The sequence below is a fragment of the Burkholderia sp. FERM BP-3421 genome, from assembly GCF_028657905.1.
Lineage (GTDB): Bacteria > Pseudomonadota > Gammaproteobacteria > Burkholderiales > Burkholderiaceae > Burkholderia.
The window spans coordinates 88474-106097 of sequence record NZ_CP117779.1 but is presented as its reverse complement, the minus strand read 5'-3'; the positions used below and the strand labels follow the sequence as shown (position 1 = coordinate 106097).

Below are 17624 nucleotides of genomic sequence, written 5' to 3'. Positions count from 1 at the left end.
CGCGGGGCTTTTAGATGCAAAATTCTTCATAGGGTTGCATGATGAAATGGATCTATTCCAGCGGCGGAAATTTCATTTTTACCGGAAAGCCTGTTGCCGAGCGATGGCGCGGCAACGAAGGGCTGAGCGTGATGCCCACTGCTGCTGGTGGCAGTGATTACGACCTGGCATGCCGTAGCCTCGCGGGACCAGACGAGTATGTGAATGTGTTGAGAAACGTGCTCGGCAGCGACGTATTGGTAGTGTGTGGAGCGCAACAGGAGATCGGGTTTTATGAAATTTCCGCTGGCTCGTACTTGTTGGTGAAGATCGAGTTTGGCGGGAGCGAAGAAGAGATTGAGCAGTGTGTGCGTGAGGTGGTAAACGGGCGATGGGCGAGCGTCGAGGATCAGCCCTTCGCTTTCGCGATTACCTCGCCGACCATGGTGGTGTTCGATGCGGCATTCACCTGGGAAGAGGCTGCCGGCATGGGCAATACGGTAGAGGTCGTGGTCGAGTGCGGGAAGTACGCCGTTTCCCTGATTAAGTATGAGAACGACAACAACCTGCTTTGGGTGGTGCGCTTGAGCAGGGTTTGATGACTGTTCGGGTGCAGTGAAGCGATGCAGTCATAGCATTGACAGAGTTTCCCGCGCGCCCGCCACGAAAGCGGCGACGCGCGCTTCCATCGATATGGTCGCCCGCGCTAGATTTCGACAGTTGTTCCGCCGTCGTCGAGACGATGTCGTTGTCCACGCTGAAGCCCTGCTTCCTGGCATAGAGAGAGCCAGGGATGCATCAGTTGATGTGCAAGCTGACGGAATTGAGCGAAGTTCTTCCGGTCGTCCTCAAGTTTCTCAGGATGCCGGCGGGATTGGACTTTGTGGCCGATTTTTCCGGAAATGAGGAAATTTGGGTAAATGAAGATGGATCTGCTGTGGTGAAGCGGGCAGTCAAGTCGTGATTGAGGGGCGCTCAGCGGACGTCGTGTGATCCGAGGCGTAGTGCGCCGAAAAGCTCGGTCCGATTCACGAGTCGTTTCGCGATGAGGTGTTGAACCTTCTCGGCCGTCTGCCAGATCCCGTAGACGGCAAGCCGTGTTGCGCCAAGCGCTTCGCGCCGGTACTGTGCTTGCAGAGTAGGCCACACGACCACATTCGTTTAACCTGTCTCGTCCTCCAACGTAATGAACATGACTCCGTTAGCGGTCCACGGCCGCTGGCGGACCGTTACGATCCCACGTGCACGCGCGAACTGCCCATTGCGCAGCAGTGCCAGTTCGCCTGCGGACAGCAGACAGGCCGCCGTAAGTCGAGCGCGCAGCAATTCTAGTGGGTGTTGCCCAAGCGAGAAACCTGTCGTGCGGTAATTCGCCACAATTTCACTGTCTGCCGCAGCGAACCCGGATCGTCGTCACACTCGGTGCCGCGCAGGATGTCCTTGTCGAGCGACGCGACGGCCGCAAACCCGCCGGTCTGAGCCGAAAAGCACGCGGAGGGCGCCAGCGCGCGTGAGAACCCGTAGGTCATGGCGGTCGAGTGACGCATGCCTAGCTAACCGCGCCATTTGCAGTATGTAAGCTACCCCGGGAGCCAGGGCACTGACGCCTGGATAGTTGGTCTGCGCATCGACGCCGTGGAAACTGATGGTATGAATTTAGAACCCAAAGTCACCGAGCCCGGCAGTGAGAAAAAGACTCCTTGTCTATCGCTTTTCCCAGCGAGCTTGTGCGCGCTTCAATGCGAATCCAGAGCCATATCCCAATTCCCGGGCGCGCACCTTGACGGACGTCAGCGCCTGATGCGCCTGATACTCCACGGCCCGCGCTTGTAGAACTTCATCGCGCAGGCGCCGATAGGAGACACCGGCACGCTCCAACTCGCGCTGCATTGATCGATGCGAGGTGCCCAACTTTTCAGCTAATTCTTGCGCACTTAAGACGCCTCGGGTTTCGTATAGGTGTTGCAACGCCCTAGTGACGAGTTGCTCGGGCTTCCACGCACTCAGTTCGCGTTCGCGCTGCTCGCAAAAATGCTTCGCAAGCTCATATTCGACTTCGTGAAAGTAGGCCAGGGGCGCGGATAGGTGTTTGGCGTCGAACACGATCGTGGTGCTTCCTGCATCGAAAACGACGTCACACCCTAGCAACGTTGCGTACAGATCCGCATTTCCCGGTTTGGGGAAGTCGAAAGTGACTCGTTTGAAGTCGGGCGAGTACTGTAAAAGATCAACAATTTCGCGCTTATACGCGGACGCACACATTGCCGTGTTAAGTACGTGCAGGTCTGCGCGATAGGCGTAATCGCTGATCGTTACGACTGCGTCGCCGTCGACCTCGTGGAGCGTCGCGTTGAAGTAAGAGATCGCGAGCAACGGACATGAGTAACCGAGGCGGAGTGCCGCGCCCAAGGTTGGACAGACGAGCATTGCATGGCCACGGACGCCGTAGGCCGTGACAGGTATCGATTGACCAATCGTGATGCCGATCGACTCGTCGCCGGTGACGCGTAAAGCGTTCGCGAACACGATCAGTTCTTGCGTGTGCGAAACCACCAGATCTGGTCGAGTGAGATCTTTCTCGGTGATGCCGGACCCCTGTAGTAGCTCCGTGACAGAGTAGCCGAGGCGTTCGAGTACGCGTAGCGCAATGATGATGGTGTGAAGAGGTGCGGGCCGGCGACTCGCGAGATCCGTCCCAAATGATGGTGTCCGTTGCATCGCCGATCTCATGCTATCCGTGCCCCAACTGCTTCGTGAAGACAATCTGGACGCCGTAAGCGTCAAGGCTGCCTCTCGCCCAACCCAATCGCTGATAGAAGCGATCGGCGTTGGAACCAGGGTCCGTGATGAGCGTAACCGTCCGCGCTCCTTCGCGCTCCAGCCAATCGAGCGAGAGAGCCAGGAGCCGCTCTCCGATTCCTCGCCGGTGGTATTCCGGCCGGACGAATAGTGCGCCGATCATCGGTACTTCCCCGTTGATCGGGATGCACGCGCCCGCAGGTGTGTTGGTTGCGGTGTCGATACAGATCCAGCCTCCGCCTTGACTGATCTGCTCGACCAGCAAACTGCGATCGAGAAGGTGAACCTGATGTGGGTGGATGCGATTTTCTTTCACGGAAAAGCGGATTTCGTAAAAATTCCCGATGTCGCTTTCCAATAATTTTCTGGTTTCTAAATTATCAATCTTATTGTTCACGTTTGCGGCCCTGGTGGAAATAACGGTCGATTATGAGTGAGATTGGCGTCTCTGTTCAAATATATAGGGCTAAATCTATCATGCCTCCACAGTGGCGCGAAAGGTGGCAATTTTGGCGCGAAAGGTGCACTGCTGCTATTGCAGTTCAGGCGTTCTCCGGTAAGCTTTCGGGGGTCCGCATTGCACAATAACAGGACAATTCATGAGCAACATGCACACACTTCAGAACCGAGGATTGCCGTCAATCAAGCCTTTGGCCTGTTTGCCTGCGGCTGCCATTCTTTTGGTCGGTGTTCTGTTTCCCTTGTGCATCGTGGTTTACGTATCTTTTTGTATGCCACTGGATTTTGGCGGAGTGGCGTGGGGAAAAATCACGCCGGTGGCATATTTGAATGTCGTGCTGGAGCATGATTTCGACGGAAGCTGGATTTACCGAACCGCCTACATTTCCATCTTCATCCGGTCTTTTTCGTTTGCGGCACTAACGACCGTGCTCTGCCTCGTCACGGGTCTCCCGACAGCGCTTTTCATCGCAACCCAGCGGGCGGCGCGGCGATCGATTCTCTTGCTGCTCGTGGCAGCGCCGTTTGTCGTGAGCTTGGTCGTGCGCGCATACGGCTGGGTGATCTTGCTTGCCGATGGCGGGGCCGTGAACAGGATGACGGGCATGAGCCTGCTGTACACCGACGTCGCGACCATGATCGGGCTCGTGTCGATCTTCTTCCCGTTCATGGTGCTCCCAATCTACGTCAGCCTTCGCGAGTTCGATTGGGAAGTCGCCGAGGCGGCAAGTTCGCTTGGCGCGACCCCGTGGCAAGTGCTCAAGCGCATCGTCGTGCCGGCATGCATGCCCGGAGTAGGTGCGGGGGTTGCACTGATTTTCGTTCCGGCATTGGGCTCCTATGTCGTTCCGGACCTGCTGGGCGGAGCCAAGGCGATGATGATCGGCAACCTCGTGCAACTGGCGTTTACGTCGGATCGCAATTGGCCGCTCGGCGCGGCACTGTCGGTTGCGCTGCTTTGTGCGGTCGTGGCCGTGAGCTGGATCGCCCGTCGCAGGCCCCTCGATGTCGTACGCGGGAGGGGGGGGCGTGAGCCGGCAGCGGTATTTCCGGGAACGACTTGGATCGCGATCCCGATGTTCGTGTTTCTGTATTTGCCGCTGGCGGCACTGGCTGCGACGAGCTTCTATGCTGGATCTTCGTCGCTGGTCTGGCAAGGGTTCGGGCTGCACGGCTACGTCGAAGCGCTGACCGATGACAATCTCCTGCGAGCCGCGCTGGGCTCGCTCGCGCTGGCCAGCGCCACTGTCGCAGTTGTGACGGTGATTTCCGTGGCTACGGCGGTCACGCTCGATCGCGGGTCGCATGCGATGCCATCCATGCTTGAGACGGCGATGCAGATCCCGCTCGTGGTCCCGGAGATTGTGCTTGCCATCGCGACTTTGCTTGCTTTCTCGTCTTTGTCGATCGACCTGAATTTCGCCAGCGTGCTGTTCGCGCATGTGGTCTTCTGCTTGCCCGTCGCGTATATCCCCATTCGCGCGAGCGTCAAGAAGGTGGACCAGGATCTGCTCGACGCCGCGGCAACGCTATCGGCTACCCCCTGGACGACGTTCTGGACAGTCACGCTGCCGCTCATCTGGCCCGGTGTCGTAACGGGAGTCATTCTGAGCTTCGTGACGTCCCTCGACGACTTCGTCACGACCTACTTCGTCGCCGGTGCTGGCGTGATCACGCTGCCAACGTACATCTACGGCGCGCTCAAAGTTGGCCTCCCAGCGTGTGGCGCGTCCCCACTCGACGCACGCTCTTTTTATTCTGTTCTTGGCACATCCAGAAAACGCTCAATCCCTGTGTCTCGCTTAATACGACGAGCCGGTGGAGGCAATGCAATGTGGCGTGCAGCTAACCCGCACGTGATCGGTACGCTGGACCGATATCTCGATCCGATTCACGCCTACAGGAGAACATCCATGGCTACCTACGATGAACTGAAGACTCAGCTCGAGCAACTTACTCGTGAGGCAGATACCGTAAAGCAGCGAGAGATTGAGGTAGCGCTAGCCCGGATCCGGGAGGCGGTCGCCAAGTACGGAATTGGTCCGGATCAGATCTTCCCGAATTGGGTGGTCCGTGGTGGAGAGGTCAATTGTCGTGGCGTGCCCATGCCGAAGTATCGGAATCCAGCAACGGGCCAAACTTGGGTTGGGCGAGGTCGAGCACCGAATTGGATGGCCGGACGTCCTCGCGAAGCCTTCCTAGTAGGCGGTGCCGGCAGCGAGGTGGAATAGGATCCGGTCTCGCGGCCGCGCGGAAGTTCGCCTGAAAGGCCGGGTCACTTACGTTAGGCTCTGCGCATGGCAGCGGTGGAGTGAACGGGCCTAGACAGCTCGGGGGCCCTGAGGTTGGCTGCAAGCTTGAGGCGGACGATGCGCGACTTAGATACAGCGAATAGTCGCTCCTTATTGGCGTCGGTCAGTGCCGTTTGTGCATTCGATAGTTCTGTAAACTGGCTCTGTAGCGTCCACGGGCGATTTCGAGCGCGTGCTGACCGGCGGCGACGGCGTGACGTGCAGATGTGTGTTCGCGTCGAGCCCCTTCGCGATGGCGAGTGCGCAGTCCGCGCTGCGTGCGTTGCTCTCGGTGCTCACGCGGTCAAGCAGCGCGCGGCGACAGGTGGTCTGCGCCTGCAGCTAGTCGCTCAACGCGCCCGCGCTGGCGTCGTGCTTCGCGCGTGCCTCCGCGAGGCTTTCGCTCGCGATCTGTTCGGTCTGTCATTCGGCGTCGAGTGCGGCCTGCGTGTCGCCCTATCAGTTCTTCTCCGGCCACCATGTTTTGACCTCCCTGTCGATCCGGTAATGGTCCAGATTTTTCCCATCCAGCCACTTCGGAGTCGGCCCGCGGCCCGACCACTTCTGTCCCGTCGAAGGATCGTAATATCTCGCCGGTAGTCGTTTTCGTACCTTTCTGAACCCCGCTGCAATTACCAACTCTTCCTCGGCAATACCGTAGAGTGCGACCTGCTCCGCAACGGAAAGTAGGAAAGCCTGCCTTTCGCTACTCTTCGCGTCTGCGAGACTCCGATTCAGGTCACGTAATTGCGCTTGCAGTTCCTTGACACTAGTGCCCAAGATAATCCCTCACGTTAGTGAAGGAGCAATGGTAGCGGAGCCTCGCAATATCGGCGACAACTGAAATAGAAGCCCGACAAAATGTCCGCGACGTGATTTGACGAACTCCGTCCAAACTTCCTGCACGCGTCGTTCAAAGCACGTTGATCAATCCGCGCCCGACACTTCGACCGTAGCGTTCAACGACCTTCCTGGCGATGCTGGCGCCCGCCATCGTGATAGGGCTCCCGTGATTTAGCTTCCACTCCATCGCGACAGCGATCGGCGGTGGTGACGGGTCAAGCGGGAGTTCGACCAAGGAACCGTCAGCCATCAGCTCGTCGACGAGGAGGGGAGGTATGGCCGCGACGCCATAGCCGTCGCACACCAACTGACGGATCACTTCGATAGAGGGTGATGGCGTGATGCGTATCGATTGAGGCGCAATGCCGTTTGACATCGCGAGCGACTTCGTGATTTGCGACACTGCGTGGTATGGCGCGGTCCCGCGCCCGTAGGTCAGTATCGGATGGGCCAAAACGCGCTTCGCGAGCCCATGCGCAAGCGGATCCACTAGATGGGATCGGGCAATCCAGCGAACTGGGAAATCGGCAAGAACTTCGCTTACCATTCGCTCGTCATCGCTGCCACCGACCCGGAAAATCACGTCAAGCTCGTCAGCAAGCAGACGCTGGTGCAAGACAGTCGTAGCGTCGATGCTCAGATCGAGCTCGACCTTCGGCAATTCGACAGCAAACTCACGGAGATACTCCGGCAGCCAACTGTGCACGATCGTCTCGATGACGCCAAGCCGGAGCCGGCCGAAGTGTTGACTACCGGCCGGCAACGCCGCGATCAGATCTTTCTCTGCCTCCAAGATCGATCGGACATACGGCAGAACGTGCTCCCCCAGACTGGTCAGTCGAACCGTGCCGTGCCAGCGCTCGACGAGAACACCGTCGAAGGTCTCCTCCAGGTTCTTGATCCGCTGCGAAATGGCGCCGGAGGTTGTGCCAAGGACAACTGCTGTTGCCTTGATGCTGCGTGTTCGCGCGAGGACCACTAGCGTCTCAAGAAATCGAGTGTTCATTCTATATCGAATTCCGGCCATACCGTTAACGTGGTCAACTATACCGATTATTTTCTCCATCTATCGCCAAGCAAGAGATAAAAGGTTTTATTTAATGAAAACTGATTTTCAATATTTCCATCAAAGATATTATTTAGCCTATTTGTAAGCTTTGAAAAAAATAATTGCCCCTCGTCAAAAAAAATACGATGGACACCCTCCGCAGAATCACTACCATCACCTCACTTAATCGAAACCACTCGCGACACGCATATGGCACTCGACCGGCTCGCCCCGCAGGCATTCAGACGACTCGTTCGCGAACACGGCGTCTGGGCGCCCACTACTTCGGCGTCGGCCGGCTTCGTTCAAGCGAATCTGGTGGTTCTGCCCTCCGCCTATGCCACGGAGTTTGTGCAGTTCTGCGCAGCGAATCCAGCCGCCTGCCCAGTGATTTGGACGGGTGAGCCCGGTCAGTGGGACGTACCCGCATTAGGACGAGACATCGATCTCCGAACCGATATTGGGAAGTACCGGGCTTTGGCGGGCGGCTCGTTCTCGTCGACGCTCCGCTCCATCGAACACTACTGGAGCGAGGACCTCGTCCCGATTGCCATTGGCTGCTCGTTCTCGTTCGAAAGCGCGCTCACAAAGGCAGGTATTCGCCTGCGGCACATCTCAGAAAATCGAAATATCGCCATGTATAAAACCAATATTCGAAACAAAATGGTTGGGCGATTCTCCGGCAATCTCGTTGCCACGATGCGGCCGATCCCGAATGAGCAGATCGACCTCGTGATCCGAATCACTGAACAGCTCCCTGATTGCCACGGTGCCCCGATCCACATCGGTGCCCCGTCAGCGCTCGGCATCGCGGATCTGTCTCGCCCTGACTTCGGCGACGCTACTCCTGTCCTGAAGGGGGAGACGCCTGTTTTCTGGGCCTGTGGCGTCACATCTCAGATAGCCATCGAATCCGCTGGATTGGATCTCGCCTACGCGCACAGCCCCGGCTACATGCTTGTGACGGATCGCGAGGTCGACAGCTGAAGCCTCACCACTTCTCTGCAATCAAATTTCCACGCGGTGTACGTGCATCAGCACGCTGCACCGCCTGCTAGGAGCAAGGATCCAGCATGTCGAGCCAACTTGGCGAGGTCGCCCGCAATTCAGAACGCGGTGTGCTTTCCTGGTACACCGGAAGTCCGCCTGCCGTGCGGCGTGCCTTCTGGGGCTGCAAAATCGGATATATCTGCGACAGCATGGACGTGCAAATGCTGTCGCTCGTCGTCCCAACCCTGATCACGATCTGGGGCATTTCCCTACGCGACACCGGCCTGATCGGGACCACGACGCTCCTGGCGTCGACAGTGGGCGGCTGGGGGGCGGGCATTCTCGCCGATCGGATCGGACGCGTGAGGACGCTGCAGCTCACGATTCTCTGCTTCGCACTCTTCACCGGCCTGTGCGGGCTCGCACAAGGCCCAACCCAGCTGCTGGTGGCCCGCGGCCTGATGGGCCTGGGCTTCGGTGGGGAATGGGTGGCCGGATCGATCCTCATGGCCGAGTTGGTGTCGTCCGGTGATCGAGGAAAAGCAGTGGGTCTGGTGCAGGCTGGTTGGGCGCTAGGTTGGGGTGTTGCCGTCGGGTTCTACACGCTCCTGTTTTCGATCCTCGCGCCGGAAATCGCGTGGCGCACGCTATTCCTGATCGGCGTTTTGCCCGCGTTGCTCATCCTGTTTCTTCGGCGCCACGTCGAAGACTCCAGCGTCTATGTCCGCGCACATGCGGCCCGTGCCGAGGGCTCACGCCCCGGACTCCTCGCCATCTTCTCGAGGCAGTACCGCTCAATCACGGCGCGCGCAACGCTCATTGCGACCGGCACACAAGGCGGCTACTACGCGATCGCGACCTGGTTGCCGACCTACCTCAAGACTGAACGGCATCTGTCCGTGATTAGCACCGGCGCCTATCTCGCTGTCGTAATCGCTGGCTCCTATGTGGGCTACGTCTGCAGCGCGTTCCTTTGCGACCGCATCGGCCGAAAAGCAAACTTCATTGGCTTCGCTGTCGCGTCGATGATCATCGTCGTCGTCTATACCTCCCTCGACTTGAGCAACGCGACTATGCTCTGGCTCGGCTTCCCATTGGGCTTCGCGGCGTCGGGCGTATTTTCGGGGATGGGCGCGTTCCTCTCGGAACTCTATCCGACCTCGGTTCGCGGGTCAGGGCAGGGCTTTTGCTACAACGCTGGCCGCGCCATTGGCGCACTTTTCCCATTCCTGATCGGCGCGCTGGCGTCCCAAGATCACCTGGGCGCGAGCATTGGACTGTTTGCGGCTGTCGCCTACGGACTGCTGGTTGTCGTGCTGCTGACCTTTCCCGAAACTGCAGGGCGAGACCTCAGCCACGCGCCGACCCAGGAATCTGCCACGAAATGAGACTCAAATCTCATTTCAATGGACTACGAGAGTAGTAGCAGTTGATTTTGAGAAGCGGCTGAAGCCGGTGCTGGTAACACCGACATCAGCCTGACCACAGTTATCGCAAACCCATTCCAGCAACCCGCGAGGGTTGCCAAGAAAAGGAATAACTATGGCTGGCTCTATTGTACGGCACAATTCTAATTGTGTCCGGAAATACACTCCGCCTCATTGCGAAAGCATTGACCGAATCAATTCGGGCTGCAATGTCTATTCTTGCGATAGAAGCGCAATTCCTACTAGGCAGCCAATTTCCGCCCTTCGCGGCCTTCCGGTTCAGCCCCGCTGGATCGTGACCGACTTCTCTTCCTCACGCCGCCTGCAGCGCTAAAGCATGCTCCCTCGGGCGCAGGTGGCCTTTGCTGTGTACGCGATTTCCCATGAAAAAGAGTATGCAGCGCTTTTTATTCGCCTCACTTACCAATAGACAATTCATCACGGGAAGCAAAATGCAATCGATGACCGAGCAGCGGCAGACCCGCAGCTTGGACTCGAGTCATCTACACACCATCAGCACAGTCTTTCGCCGAATCCGCAGGCAAGACTTGGTACGCTGTCAGCGTCGCCGACGAAAGCAATGTCCAAGTAGACGGCTGGGCATGTGATCATGGCCACCCGATGGTTGAGCTGAAGAGCTCGTGGGACTGGCCGGGGTTCGATGTCGTTACTCTCAATAGATCGGTGTCCGACATGTTCCAACGCGCGCTGTTTGTTGCGGACAATGGCACACCCGATGAACTCACAACCTTCGAAGAGTCGTTCAAGGGCGGTCGCTCAGACGAGACGATCATGAGGCTCGAGGACGCGATCGATAGCGGGGGGCAGAAAGACGGCAAGATTACCGCCCACGAACTGCAACTGGCGCTCCGGAAACCATGGCTCGCAGATCGCCTCGATCATCTGGTCGTGCGATATGAAAGCGAGTGGGGCGGAGAAATGAGCAAGTGGGACGCGCTGGATTCGTTCATGCATGCGGGTCTGCCGGTGTGGAAGGCCGAAAAGACCCGTATCGATGCATTGCGCTGGTGGGACCGAGCCTCAAGCGTGGCAGATTTTCGCGCATCCCCGCTAGTCTATCATTGGCATCCGATGGGACTCGTCGGCAACTTCATCTCGGCCGGGTTGAGGTGCACCGCATGCGGTGCGGATCTCACGATGACGCACCAAATTCTGACGACGCTATTTCCGAACATCACGGCGACGAATGCCGACAAATACTCGACCGACCTCACCACCGCTTTCCGGAAATACCGCTTGAACACCTGCGCACGTGTGTCTCATTTCCTCGGCCAAGCGAGCGTCGAATGCACCAACTTCACCTCGTTTGAAGAAAGTCTGGTCTACCGCGACGGGAGCCGCCTATGGGGCATCTATCATAGTGCGTTGGTAGCGGGACTGAAACGATTGAATCCAACCTGGACAGAGCCCCAAATGCGCGCGTACACGGAAACGCATCTGGCCAACAATGACCAGGAGCTTGGCAAGGTTCTGTTCGGCAACGCGCAATATCCGGATGTCGACTATCGGGGCCGGGGTCCGCTGGCAGTGACCTGGGACAGCACCTACCGTCGATATCAAGACGAATCCGGTAACAGCGCAATGCCGAATCCGCGGCTGCTCGCAACCGACAGCGCGATCGGATGCGATTCGTCCGCGTGGTTCTGGAGGACAAACGGTATCAATGAACCTGCGGACCGAAACTCGCTTCACGACGTAACCCACATCATCAACAAGGCATTGCTCCGGATCCGGGATCGTGGAAACATGGCCAAACGCGCATTCGTGTTGTTGAACGACGGTAAAAATCCCTGCTCTGAAAGATGGCAAGGCGCATTGACTGCGTCAAACGGATGGCAAGTATGAAAAAGACGTTTCTCACACTCATCTCAACGGCCCTGATGCTGTTCTCTGGGTATGCATTCGCCGACGGCGACGTGACGTTGCCTGCGAAGCAAGTCCGTCCGGGCTGCTCCGTCGTCATCCACAAGGAATACCCGCCCGGGGTCGATCCAAACGTCAGTTCGGCTGTGTTCGATCAGCAACTCCTCTGGAAATGCGACGGCGCTGAAGCAGTCATGATTGGAACGATCGAAGCGGAAGGTGGCGGGCCGGAAATCGTTACGGTTTTCTACCGAGCAAACGACGTTGTTGTGTTGGCGCGCTGGGCGTCCGCGTCGGCCGGTGCCGACTTTCAGGGCGACTTCTATCAGGTCAGTGCGTATCGTCTTGAAGCGCTCGGCAACAAGACGACGTTCAAAGCTCTCCCGGCTATCACGAAGGCGTTTGGCGACGGCTACGACGGCTTGCTTGACGGAAAGCAGGTGACGTTTCCCTACAAGAACGCAGCATCGATCCGGGCTCGCTTGGCGGCGCTCGGTCTATAAGTTTCGTCGTTGCGCGAAGCCCCAGAGGTCACTTCGGGACGAATCCAGGCGTAGAGCGCGCGTTTGGAAACGAAGCGGGTATTACAGGACCGTTTGGCTTGTCGGTCAGCCCATACCACTCTGCCTCATTACCTTTTTGTTCACCTCTCTCCCCGAGAGAGCCTCCGCGCTCGCCGCGCCCGGACTGCGTCCGCTCTTGGCTGCCGCTGATAGAGCGGCTTGCCCGCGAAGCTCGGTCCACCAGTAGCTAAGCGTACCCGGAAATTCGGGGGCAAACGGAGCTGTGTCAGACCTGCCGATGCACGGCCGGGCCACCGATAAGGCCTACCGCCGTGATCTCATTTCGGCCGAAATTGCGCGACTCTTTGCGGACTTCGTATCCGTCATCATCGCGGTGAAGCCGAGCGATGTGCTCTGCGACCGTGGCAACCTCGTCGCGCACAGTCGCGAGGTCGCGCATCACCAGGTCGCAAAGGAGCGACTTGAGACATTCCAGTAACGTTGCCACGTCAGTTCCCCCAATGTTCTGTAGTCGACGGCAGCTCAACTGCCGGATCGTTCCATCGTACGTTCAATCAGCGCGTGTCAACCCTGGCTTCGGAGACGTCGATTGCGGATAGCTTCTGTATGGCGCTCGCCGCAGCGTCGCGCGACGGTCGCGTTCAATGACCTCGACCCGGAAAGCAAGCCTGCTTCGTCCCGTACTGCCGGCGCAACAGGGTAGCCGACAGGCATGCGTGCATTCAACGGCCAAGCGCTGTTCGGCAAGGCCGCTGCCATGTTCGGCACGGTGCCTGGTAATCTCCGGCTCGATCCCGCGATCACAAAGCGTCAGCTGGGCAAGCTGAGAGCGCACAATGAAACACTTGATGCCCAGACGTGTTCCCCCGGCGCTTACCGACATACGGTCGGTGGGCTTGTTTGAATTCCATGATTCTTCCCTTCCTCGACGGAACCGCTTCGATACCCTAAGATACTCACTGAGTAGAACGAGGGAGCACAACGTGACGTCAACACAGCAGGATTTCCTGAGGCACGCGATGAGCGTCCTCGACATGAGCCGTGAGGAGTTTGCGGAGCGAATCGGAGCCAAGAAGCGCACGATCGAGAACTGGTTGCAACCTTCCGAGTCGGCCGAGTTTCGCACGATGCCTGAGATGGCATGGAAGTTCATCAGCGAGATACTCGAGAGCCGTCAAATAAAGCAACGCAAACGCCCTTGACACCACTCATTGAGTGAGTACAATACATACTCAATGAGTTAATTTTATTTCCGAGGTGGACTCGATCGTTGCCATGAAGCGTGCGACGACGTTGGCGGAGACGCTCATATTCGCACCTGTGCTCGGGTACATTCCAACGCAGTGGGAACGAGTCGCCTGATCCTGCTTGATCACCCGTAGCCAGGAACTGCCAATGGAAAGGACCGCGTCTCAACACTCAAGGAAGAAACGCATGGGCACCAAAAATGCAACGGCGGACACGAGACGAGAGCCCGAGCTTGTCTCGGGAGTGCTCTTCGAGGTCCAGATGGCGGTCGGCGTATCAACGCAGGTCATTGGCATCGCCTTCGAACGTCGCGGAATGATGTGGGCCGCCCACTATCAGGCGGACATCTGCGGCACCCTCTATCCGACCTGGGTCGTCTCCAGCGTAACCGCCGGAAAGCGCCTCGGCAATGTTAGCGGGGAAACGTGGAAGGACGCACGCGACGCAGCGATTGCGAAGCTCGATGGGCTCGACGACGAAATGTGGCAGCGGATCACCGGGCCTGCTACTGCGGAAAGGCGGAGAGCCAAGCATTCCCCCTTATTGCCCGTGGTCGCCAGTTCCGAGGCTACCGGCCCAAAGCTGTCACGCGGCGAACAAGCCTTCATGCACACCATTCTCGCGGAAGCGGGAAGGGCGCCCGCCGGCACGCTGGTGCCCGTCGAACATACTGAGGGTCGAGCAGTGTCTGGCCTCGCGAGAAAGGGCTTGGTCATTCGGCTCGACACCGAAGCCCAACTCACTGAGGTCGGCGCCGCATGGCTCGCGGCCGCAACGAGCAGGTAGGGAGAATGCACGATCGTGGGAGCCGATGTACAAGCTGACGGCGAATACTGGGCGCATTGCGGAGAACGCAACGTGATCTCAGCTGCCATGAACGGACACAGCCAGGTCTTTCCGAAGGCGCGGGTCATCGTTAGAAACGGCTGGGCCACCTTTTACCGCGACGGCACCGAAGTCTGGAAATGCAACGGTGCGTATCTCAAGGCGAACTTCGATATCCAACCGGCGTGACTAGCGGTTGGCCACATCGCATCAAGGGAAACCATGGACTATTTCAGGCCTCACCAAGAACCTGCGCGCAGCATCTACGACGCTCTCGTCAAAGAGGCCACGAAGCGGAAGAGCCGAATGCCAAACGAGTGGATCGTCGCCGAGCGCACCGCTGTCCTGAAGGAGGCGATCCGCCAAGCTCGGATCTTGTCGATCAAAGAGCCCTCACTCGAAGCTGTCGAGTCGGCGGAGCGGCAGGCATTGGGACACAGCAACTACGCGGCGAAGTGGGCAATCGGTGTCGCAGCGGCGATGCGGTGACATCAAGCAGGTCCACTTCACCAACGCTCCAGGCAGAGGACGACTATGGCACCGCCCCGCGTGATCCGCGATCAGATGGACGCCCATCGATGGATGCAAGAACACCTCGATGGCCCTCCGGCCTATCCCGGCCATCCGTTGGTACTGGCTGCGATCATCATGCATTCGTTCGACTGCTTCAACGGCGCAAACAAGCCGACCGGTAACGGCTGGTGTGAAGCGCTGTCGGACTGCCGTGTACCCGGTGCCGGCGACCACGTCGACGCTGCAATGCGAATTCTGTGCATGGGTCACGGAGGCGCGACAGCAGACGAGATGGTGGCCGAGGCGAACCGGTACTGGACATCCGGGAAAGCCGGCGGTCACGTGAAGAATGTCGACGCCGGAAGTGCTCAATCCATCAAGATCGAGCCGCTGTTTCGCGCGAAGGCTGAGAGTTGGTTCAAGTCGAATCCCGTAGCGGCATAAGAACCGCTCCGCAATGCCGTCGAGGATGCTAGTGAGTTATCAGATTGACACCCAGGCTACGCGCGACAAGGTCATGCGATTTTTGAACGAAGTGGGTATCCCGGTACGCTACGAGGTAGGGGCAACCGGCTTCGTCGACGGGTGCCGCATTGATCACGGTACGCTTGCTGTCGACCCAGCATGTCGCGTTTCGAGCGTGCTGCATGAGGGCGGGCACTTGGCCATTACCCCGGGCTGCTTTCGTACTTTGATGGACGGCAACCTCTTCGCTGGCCAGCGTGAAATGCTGCGTATCCTCGACGAGGCAGAACTGCATCCCGACCATCCGCTCTATCGAGCCGTCATCCAGTGCTCAGATCCAGAAGCCACGGCGTGGGCCTGGGCAGCGGGAATCAAGCTAGGACTCCCCGGCGACGAGATCATCCGCGACGACGAATATGATGGCGAAGGCGAGGACATTCGACTGTCGTTGAAGGCGGCGGCCTACTTCGGCGTTCACGGACTCGCGCACGCTGGATTCTGCGAACTACGTGAACGCAACGGCATCGCACCTTGGCCTCATATGAAGTTCTGGACGCAGGAGGTGGAGCGCCTTTGAGCCGCCCAGCCGACGATGCGACGGTCGAACGGGACAAGCCGCTGAAGGTCCTGGTCGGTGAAGGAAGCGGGTCTTCGCGCACGTCGACCAGCCTCGAAGAGCTCGATCAGTAGTCTGCCATCGGCTGATCCGCTTTAGGAATTCTGGACCAATCCGAGTGCGAGTTTTGCGGCAAACTTGACCCTGAACCAGGAGGTCGTTTGTCATGAAACGGAAACGCTTTTCGATCGAACAGATTGTGGCAGTGCTGAAGCAAGCCGAACTGGGGATGCCGGTGGCCGATGTGATCCGGCAGGTCGGTATTTCGGAACAGACGTTCTATCGGTGGAAGAAGCAATACGCCGGGATGCAGTCTGATCAGGTACGCGAACTCAAGCAGTTGCAGGACGAGAATGCGCGGCTGAAGAAGCTGGTCGCCGAATTGAGCTTGGACAAGGCCATCTTGCAAGACGTAGCTGCAAAAAAGTGGCCCGGCCCGCGCTGAGACGAGACGTGGTGGATTACGTGGTGAGCCACTACGGATTGACGATGAGGCGGGCCTGTCGGCTCGTGAAGCAACCGCGCAGCGTTCAGTACTACAAAAGCATCAAGGACCCTCGCCCAGAACTGCGCTCACGTATGCGCGAGATCGCCTATACGCGTGTGCGCTACGGGTATCGACGCGTCCATGTACTGCTGCGCCGGGAAGGCTGGCAGTTGGGTCGGAATCAGGCGTACCGGTTGTATTGCGAAGAGCAGTTGCAGTTGCGCTCGAAATTGCCGAAGCGACGAAAGATGGTGGTGACGCGCGTGGCGAAGATCGTTCCGGTCAGGCCAAACGACGCTTGGAGTATGGATTTTGTGGCTGACCAGCTTGCTGATGGCTCGAAATTTCGCACTTTGACGATCGTGGATGTGTTCACGAAGGAGGCGTTGGCGATCGAAGTGGGGCAACGCTTGAAAGGCGAACACGTGGTATCCGCATTGAACCGAATCGCCGCTCGGCGCGGCGCTCCGCGGCATCTGTTTGTCGACAACGGCAGCGAGTTTTCCGGGCGCCTGCTCGATATGTGGGCGTACCACTACCAAGCAAAAATCGACTTCAGCCGACCGGGCAAGCCGACGGACAATTGCCACATCGAGACGTTTAACGGATCATTCCGCGATGAGTGCTTGAACCTACATTGGTTCGAGACGTTGGGCGAAGCCAAAGCGATCGTCGAGGCCTGGCGCCGGGATTACAACGAGAGCCGTCCTCACTCTGCTCTCAAAGAGTTGGCACCAGCTGAATTCGCCCGTCAGCTGATGCCTTTGCCGGGTTCAACCAGACCCGAAACGCCGGAAAACTCGCTCTAGATCTGGTCCGGGAAACCCAAGCGGATCACGGCGTGCATTTCCACCGCGCGCTTTGGTCCGTAGAAATCGGGACGCCGGTGTCTGCCCGCGCTGACACAAACGACCCGCGAACAGACGAGGGAAGTTATGACAAAGACGTATGACGAGAAGCTAATTCTTGAGAAGCAGATTCGCGACTGGACCGCAGAACTAAAGCGACTGGCGCACCAGATCGCTGCCGTAAAGGGGCAGCCGTGTGCGATCGTGATGATTTCTCCGCTGGACGAGGACTACCAGGACGTCGCGCCTGAGTTGATAGCCGAGGACGCAATGCGCGTCTCGAAGGCTGGCTGGCCGGATGGTTTCGAGGTCGAAGTTCTCAACCAATCGGCGTGACCTGTCCAACGTTCAGCGGCCGCGTTTTGTTGCGAGCAACCC

22 protein-coding genes are annotated in these 17624 nt (G+C 58.4%); 16 read left to right on the top strand and 6 right to left on the bottom strand.

The features are described 5' to 3' along the window. The first annotated feature begins 41 nt into the window (after window positions 1-41). Window positions 42-578, top strand: coding sequence for an Imm21 family immunity protein (locus tag Bsp3421_RS00430; RefSeq protein ID WP_273995127.1), 537 nt, complete (start codon window positions 42-44; stop codon window positions 576-578). 194 nt (window positions 579-772) lie between these two features. Then, entirely contained in the window at window positions 773-943 is a 171-nt protein-coding gene (locus Bsp3421_RS00425) for a hypothetical protein (RefSeq protein ID WP_273995126.1), read from the top strand. 364 nt (window positions 944-1307) lie between these two features. On the opposite strand, the gene Bsp3421_RS00420 is transcribed toward Bsp3421_RS00425, so the two are convergent. The 3 genes from Bsp3421_RS00420 to Bsp3421_RS00410 all read right to left on the bottom strand — a co-directional run bounded on the left by Bsp3421_RS00420 (window position 1308) and on the right by Bsp3421_RS00410 (window position 3175). Further along, window positions 1308-1526, bottom strand: coding sequence for a hypothetical protein (locus Bsp3421_RS00420; protein ID WP_273995125.1), 219 nt, complete (start codon window positions 1524-1526; stop codon window positions 1308-1310). Between the two features lie 157 nt (window positions 1527-1683). Next, window positions 1684-2697, bottom strand: coding sequence for an AraC family transcriptional regulator ligand-binding domain-containing protein (locus Bsp3421_RS00415; RefSeq protein WP_273995124.1), 1014 nt, complete (start codon window positions 2695-2697; stop codon window positions 1684-1686). A gap of 13 nt (window positions 2698-2710) precedes the next feature. Continuing rightward, complete coding sequence (locus Bsp3421_RS00410; RefSeq protein ID WP_273995123.1) at window positions 2711-3175, bottom strand: GNAT family N-acetyltransferase; 465 nt, start codon at window positions 3173-3175, stop codon at window positions 2711-2713. A 202-nt stretch (window positions 3176-3377) separates the two neighbouring features. On the opposite strand from Bsp3421_RS00410, the gene Bsp3421_RS00405 reads away from it, so the two are divergent. Beyond that, window positions 3378-5468: an ABC transporter permease subunit gene (locus Bsp3421_RS00405; RefSeq protein WP_273995122.1), complete on the top strand. Its 2091-nt coding sequence runs from the start codon at window positions 3378-3380 to the stop codon at window positions 5466-5468. Window positions 5469-5987: 519 nt separating this feature from the next. Here Bsp3421_RS00405 and Bsp3421_RS00400 read toward each other — a convergent pair. Beyond that, window positions 5988-6308 carry an H-NS histone family protein gene (locus tag Bsp3421_RS00400; RefSeq protein ID WP_273995121.1) on the bottom strand — a complete coding sequence of 107 codons (321 nt, stop codon included), beginning with the start codon at window positions 6306-6308 and terminating at the stop codon, window positions 5988-5990. A gap of 133 nt (window positions 6309-6441) precedes the next feature. Continuing rightward, window positions 6442-7377, bottom strand: a complete 936-nt coding sequence (locus Bsp3421_RS00395) for a LysR family transcriptional regulator (RefSeq protein ID WP_273995120.1) — start codon at window positions 7375-7377, stop codon at window positions 6442-6444. A 252-nt stretch (window positions 7378-7629) separates the two neighbouring features. On the opposite strand from Bsp3421_RS00395, the gene Bsp3421_RS00390 reads away from it, so the two are divergent. The 4 genes from Bsp3421_RS00390 (at window position 7630) to Bsp3421_RS00375 (ending at window position 12223) form a co-directional block, all read left to right on the top strand. Next, window positions 7630-8406, top strand: coding sequence for a putative hydro-lyase (locus Bsp3421_RS00390; protein WP_273995119.1), 777 nt, complete (start codon window positions 7630-7632; stop codon window positions 8404-8406). Window positions 8407-8492: 86 nt separating this feature from the next. Further along, window positions 8493-9797, top strand: coding sequence for an MFS transporter (locus Bsp3421_RS00385; RefSeq protein WP_273995118.1), 1305 nt, complete (start codon window positions 8493-8495; stop codon window positions 9795-9797). Window positions 9798-10457: 660 nt separating this feature from the next. Beyond that, entirely contained in the window at window positions 10458-11702 is a 1245-nt protein-coding gene (locus Bsp3421_RS00380; protein ID WP_273995117.1) for a glycoside hydrolase family 19 protein, read from the top strand. Further along, a complete protein-coding gene (locus Bsp3421_RS00375; RefSeq protein WP_273995116.1) occupies window positions 11699-12223 on the top strand; it encodes a hypothetical protein in 525 nt (174 codons plus the stop codon). The genes Bsp3421_RS00380 and Bsp3421_RS00375 overlap by 4 nt, the downstream gene beginning before the upstream one ends. Before the next feature lie 286 nt (window positions 12224-12509). Here Bsp3421_RS00375 and Bsp3421_RS00370 read toward each other — a convergent pair whose 3' ends face one another. After that, a complete protein-coding gene (locus Bsp3421_RS00370) occupies window positions 12510-12731 on the bottom strand; it encodes a hypothetical protein (RefSeq protein ID WP_273995115.1) in 222 nt (73 codons plus the stop codon). A 225-nt stretch (window positions 12732-12956) separates the two neighbouring features. Between Bsp3421_RS00370 and Bsp3421_RS34145 the strand changes: the two genes are divergently transcribed. The 9 genes from Bsp3421_RS34145 (at window position 12957) to Bsp3421_RS00325 (ending at window position 17582) form a co-directional block, all read left to right on the top strand. Next, window positions 12957-13148, top strand: coding sequence for a hypothetical protein (locus Bsp3421_RS34145; RefSeq protein ID WP_443111406.1), 192 nt, complete (start codon window positions 12957-12959; stop codon window positions 13146-13148). A gap of 115 nt (window positions 13149-13263) precedes the next feature. Beyond that, window positions 13264-13446 (top strand): transcriptional regulator, encoded by a 183-nt coding sequence (locus Bsp3421_RS00360; protein WP_273995114.1) that lies wholly within the window; start codon window positions 13264-13266, stop codon window positions 13444-13446. A gap of 232 nt (window positions 13447-13678) precedes the next feature. Further along, complete coding sequence (locus Bsp3421_RS00355; RefSeq protein WP_273995113.1) at window positions 13679-14278, top strand: hypothetical protein; 600 nt, start codon at window positions 13679-13681, stop codon at window positions 14276-14278. Between the two features lie 15 nt (window positions 14279-14293). Beyond that, a complete protein-coding gene (locus Bsp3421_RS00350) occupies window positions 14294-14506 on the top strand; it encodes a hypothetical protein (protein ID WP_273995112.1) in 213 nt (70 codons plus the stop codon). Window positions 14507-14539: 33 nt separating this feature from the next. Beyond that, window positions 14540-14806 (top strand): hypothetical protein, encoded by a 267-nt coding sequence (locus tag Bsp3421_RS00345; RefSeq protein WP_273995111.1) that lies wholly within the window; start codon window positions 14540-14542, stop codon window positions 14804-14806. Between the two features lie 45 nt (window positions 14807-14851). Further along, a complete protein-coding gene (locus Bsp3421_RS00340) occupies window positions 14852-15274 on the top strand; it encodes a hypothetical protein (protein ID WP_273995110.1) in 423 nt (140 codons plus the stop codon). Window positions 15275-15305: 31 nt separating this feature from the next. Beyond that, window positions 15306-15872 (top strand): hypothetical protein, encoded by a 567-nt coding sequence (locus Bsp3421_RS00335; RefSeq protein WP_273995108.1) that lies wholly within the window; start codon window positions 15306-15308, stop codon window positions 15870-15872. Between the two features lie 205 nt (window positions 15873-16077). Beyond that, a protein-coding gene (locus tag Bsp3421_RS00330; protein WP_443111402.1) for an IS3 family transposase occupies window positions 16078-17207 on the top strand; the annotation gives its coding sequence in 2 pieces (ribosomal slippage) (window positions 16078-16339 and window positions 16339-17207; 1131 coding nt in all). 126 nt (window positions 17208-17333) lie between these two features. Further along, window positions 17334-17582 carry a hypothetical protein gene (locus Bsp3421_RS00325; protein ID WP_273995107.1) on the top strand — a complete coding sequence of 83 codons (249 nt, stop codon included), beginning with the start codon at window positions 17334-17336 and terminating at the stop codon, window positions 17580-17582. The last annotated feature ends 42 nt before the right edge of the window (window positions 17583-17624 follow it).